At 40.8% G+C, this 3229-nt stretch carries 5 protein-coding genes; 3 read left to right on the top strand and 2 right to left on the bottom strand.

Annotated elements, in window-relative coordinates; genetic code table 11:
• Window positions 1-17: 17 nt before the first annotated feature.
• Window positions 18-305: a Mo-dependent nitrogenase C-terminal domain-containing protein gene (locus G1O98_RS37585; protein ID WP_163939461.1), complete on the bottom strand. Its 288-nt coding sequence runs from the start codon at window positions 303-305 to the stop codon at window positions 18-20.
• 344 nt (window positions 306-649) lie between these two features.
• On the opposite strand from G1O98_RS37585, the gene G1O98_RS37580 reads away from it, so the two are divergent.
• The gene (locus tag G1O98_RS37580) at window positions 650-1327 is read left to right on the top strand and encodes a class I SAM-dependent methyltransferase (protein ID WP_163939459.1); all 678 of its coding nucleotides are present in this window, start codon (window positions 650-652) and stop codon (window positions 1325-1327) included.
• A gap of 17 nt (window positions 1328-1344) precedes the next feature.
• On the opposite strand, the gene G1O98_RS37575 is transcribed toward G1O98_RS37580, so the two are convergent.
• Window positions 1345-2448 (bottom strand): GHMP kinase, encoded by a 1104-nt coding sequence (locus tag G1O98_RS37575; RefSeq protein WP_163939457.1) that lies wholly within the window; start codon window positions 2446-2448, stop codon window positions 1345-1347.
• Window positions 2449-2604: 156 nt separating this feature from the next.
• Here G1O98_RS37575 and G1O98_RS37570 point away from each other — a divergent pair, with 156 nt between their 5' ends.
• Together G1O98_RS37570 and G1O98_RS37565 are read left to right on the top strand one after the other, a co-directional pair.
• Window positions 2605-2820, top strand: a complete 216-nt coding sequence (locus tag G1O98_RS37570; protein WP_163939454.1) for a hypothetical protein — start codon at window positions 2605-2607, stop codon at window positions 2818-2820.
• 142 nt (window positions 2821-2962) lie between these two features.
• A partial coding sequence (locus G1O98_RS37565) for a cupin domain-containing protein (RefSeq protein WP_163939452.1) occupies window positions 2963-3229 on the top strand: 267 nt, incomplete at its 3' end.

Below are 3229 nucleotides of genomic sequence, written 5' to 3'. Positions count from 1 at the left end.
CTAAATAAAATCACCATTCAACAATACTTTGTCGCGTCTTCCCCGCATTCATCTACTAAATACAACAAACACTTATAACGAAGACCAATTATTTGTTCATAGAGAGGATTGATTTTACATAATGGGGGAATGTGAAAAAGTGTCCGCCCTAAAATTGATACAGTTCTTTCAAAAGGACAGTGAGATGGAATTAGTTTACATAATAGTCTGGCTAATTTGGGATTATGAATTTCTAATATTTCAACCTGATAACGTATCTGGTTTAATAAGCTGTGATTTAAATGGTCTTGCTTAGGTAAATTCATATATCAACTCTCTTTCCCGAAATCTATTCCTCTAAAATGACAGTTATCTTCAGACAAAAACATCGTAAATTTACGAAACTATTTCTCTTCTTAAAGAAAGCTAATTGAAATCTCAGTAAAATTCCTTAAAATCCAACCATCAGCACACCATCGCCAGCAACCATGTCTGTCTGCTGCCATCATTAAAAACAATTGGTAGCCCTCTGTTGCCATCAGTTACAACTGTGGTTGCTCTTGGGCAGAACTGCGATTTTTGGAAATAGTGAAAATCTTCCTACATCTGGCTACATTATCGCTTATCCTTTTAAAGGAGAAGATTGTTCGTACTATTTGAGCAATGTTGTATGGACAAGAATGAAAAACAAATCCTTGATTCATGGCAGATGAATGCTTTGTTATGGGCACAAGCAATTCGTCAGCAGCAAATCTATTCTCGTGCGATCGCCACTGATGCCGCTATACTCAAAACAGTAAGCCAACTTAATCCACAAACATTCTTAGACATTGGATGCGGTGAGGGATGGTTGTCTCGACAGCTTTTTTCTTTAGGAATTGATGGATGGGGTGTTGATTTTTGTGCCGATCTCATTGACGCAGCAAGGCATAGTGGTGATTCTCGCTTTGTTGTCTGTTCCTACTCGGATCTTGCATCACAAAGATTTAGCACCATTAGCTATTTCTCTTGCTTTATCTGCAACTTTTCAATTCTAGGCGAATGCGCTCTTGATGAGATCGCCAAGGCAGGCCATAGCCTGTTAGAGTCCAAAGGCAAAATAATCATTCAAACCCTTCATCCGATAATTGCTTGCGGTGACTCTACATACTCCAATGGATGGCGCGAAACTTCATGGCAAACAGTTTCAGATAAGCCATTTCACCCTGTTCCTTGGTATTTCAGAACGCTCGAATCATGGATCAACGAGTTCCATGCTTTAAATTACCGATTGTTAAATTTATATGAGCCATGCGATCCCAAAACGAACAAACCGATTTCAATTATTTTTGTCTTTGAGCGCGAATAAAGTATTAAACGCATTTGTTAATAAACAACCCCGTACTGGTTTTTGCCCTCAGCTAAGTTAATCATAGGAGTTGGTAGTCTTGAAATAGTCAACTGTAACGCTTGCATTTGAGGAAAATCACGCTTAATAATTTCGATAGTTTTTCTTTGACTCTCTTGATTTTTAACTATCAGTTGTGCAGTGCCATCCCCCTGAGAACCTACGCCTTTTCCTCCAAAGATATAAGGCTTAAGTGGCTCATGAGCGAGAAGCAAATGAAGATTTTTTGCAGTTAATTGCTCAGGACAAGCTGGAACTACGTGCAGATCAAATTCTGTTTGGGCTTTTGTCATTAAAGCTCCAAGAACTTGGGCATCTCCGAGTTGTATTGCTTCAACTGCTGCTTGGGTAATTTCAGAGCTAATAGAACCAAAATATTTTTGGACATTTTGCTCTATTGAATTAGTAGCCCAAGGATAACACCGATTCAATCGTCTTAGTATTTCTTGTGTGTTTTTGCTACCGCCGAGATCGACAATCACAAAAAACAAATCCTCACCCACTTTCAATTCAAGTAGGTCGATTTTTTCACCATCAAATATCATCAATATTGGGCAATTTCCGTAAGCACAAGCCTGATCCATACGACCACAAAGGCTAGGAGTGTTTCTTTCTCCTTTGTAGGCAAACTCCATTTCTGAACGAATTGTCATCTCCAAGCCATACAGACGATTAAAAGCCCTCGCAATCAGAACGCAAAAGGCAGCACTCGAAGATAATCCCTTTTGGATGGGTAAGTCGGTTAGATAATTATCAACCTCAAGTCCGCCGACACCATAGTGAGTCAGAAATTGATAAGCTGTACCAGCAGCATAACTAAAAAAACCGCCCTCTTTGGCTATGGACTTAAGAGTATTAGATTCCATAGGTAATTTGAGCGGTTCATAACTCCTGCCATCATTGAGAGAAGCACGAATAATTAATTCAGTAGAATTAGGCAAGACATTGGCATAAATTCCTTGATTAGTACCAACAATTAAGGTGTAGCCCTTTTCGAGAAGAGGATTAACACTGCGATATTCTCCTGCCCAGTCAGTGTGTTCTCCAAACAAACAAAGACGACCCGGAACAAAAATTCTCATTTTAACTTTCCTGTTCTTAATCAAGGTATATTATCCTGATTAACTTGAATAGATAACATACCAGTCATCACTCCAATAGCCTACATCACCAGGGCTTTCGGGAATCACTCATGAGAATCGATTCCTCTTAGGCGATGACTACGCTCCATAAGAGTGATGTCTACGACGGGCTGTCCGGTGTCGCTACTTCCTTCATCCCCTGATTTGCCTTCTCAGCACTCCATCACCAGCAACTATGTCCTGTGTACCACCAAGGAAGAAGCTCAAAGTCGCGGATGTGTCGTAGTACTTGCGCTTGCCTTGCGGTTACTTCTAAGTAATGCCAACTTCAAGATTATTCGTTTTTTGCGTAAAGCACGAAACTTGAGGTGAACATTCTGAACAAGCTTCGTTTCCGTATAATAAATAGTTAGGGTTCCCACTTGACTACACAAACATAAAGAAGTTTTGCTTCGATTCGTACCCTAGACATAATGGAATAGATATATGCCCCAGAATTTCTAGAGGTGTTAGTATGACTGTTATCACTCCTGATCGTTTCGTCGTAGAGGAAAGCCCTTCTCACGCCGCGCACGAGCCAAATCGCACCCTCTGGATCAGCGAAGCAGGAGGGCTTACCCAGTTTGGCGCGTTCATCGAAGTTCTGCAACCTGGCTCTCGTTCATCGATCAAGCATTGGCATAGTGCTGAGGATGAAATGGTCTATGTCCTCGAAGGCGAGATCACGCTCATTGAAGGAGACACAAAGACTGTATTACGTCCTGGCGACGCTGCAACTTTT

Origin of the sequence: Nostoc sp. UIC 10630, assembly GCF_010747425.1 — a bacterium.
Lineage (GTDB): Bacteria > Cyanobacteriota > Cyanobacteriia > Cyanobacteriales > Nostocaceae > Nostoc.
This window is presented reverse-complemented; position numbering and strand designations above follow the sequence as displayed.

What these genes read in the sequence shown, in the direction of transcription:
- G1O98_RS37585 (WP_163939461.1), bottom strand. Translation starts at nt 305, where the DNA reads ATGAATTTACCTAAGCAAGACCATTTAAATCACAGCTTATTAAACCAG.
- G1O98_RS37570 (WP_163939454.1), top strand. Translation starts at nt 2,605, where the DNA reads ATGTCTACGACGGGCTGTCCGGTGTCGCTACTTCCTTCATCCCCTGAT.
- G1O98_RS37580 (WP_163939459.1), top strand. Translation starts at nt 650, where the DNA reads ATGGACAAGAATGAAAAACAAATCCTTGATTCATGGCAGATGAATGCT.
- G1O98_RS37575 (WP_163939457.1), bottom strand. Translation starts at nt 2,448, where the DNA reads ATGAGAATTTTTGTTCCGGGTCGTCTTTGTTTGTTTGGAGAACACACT.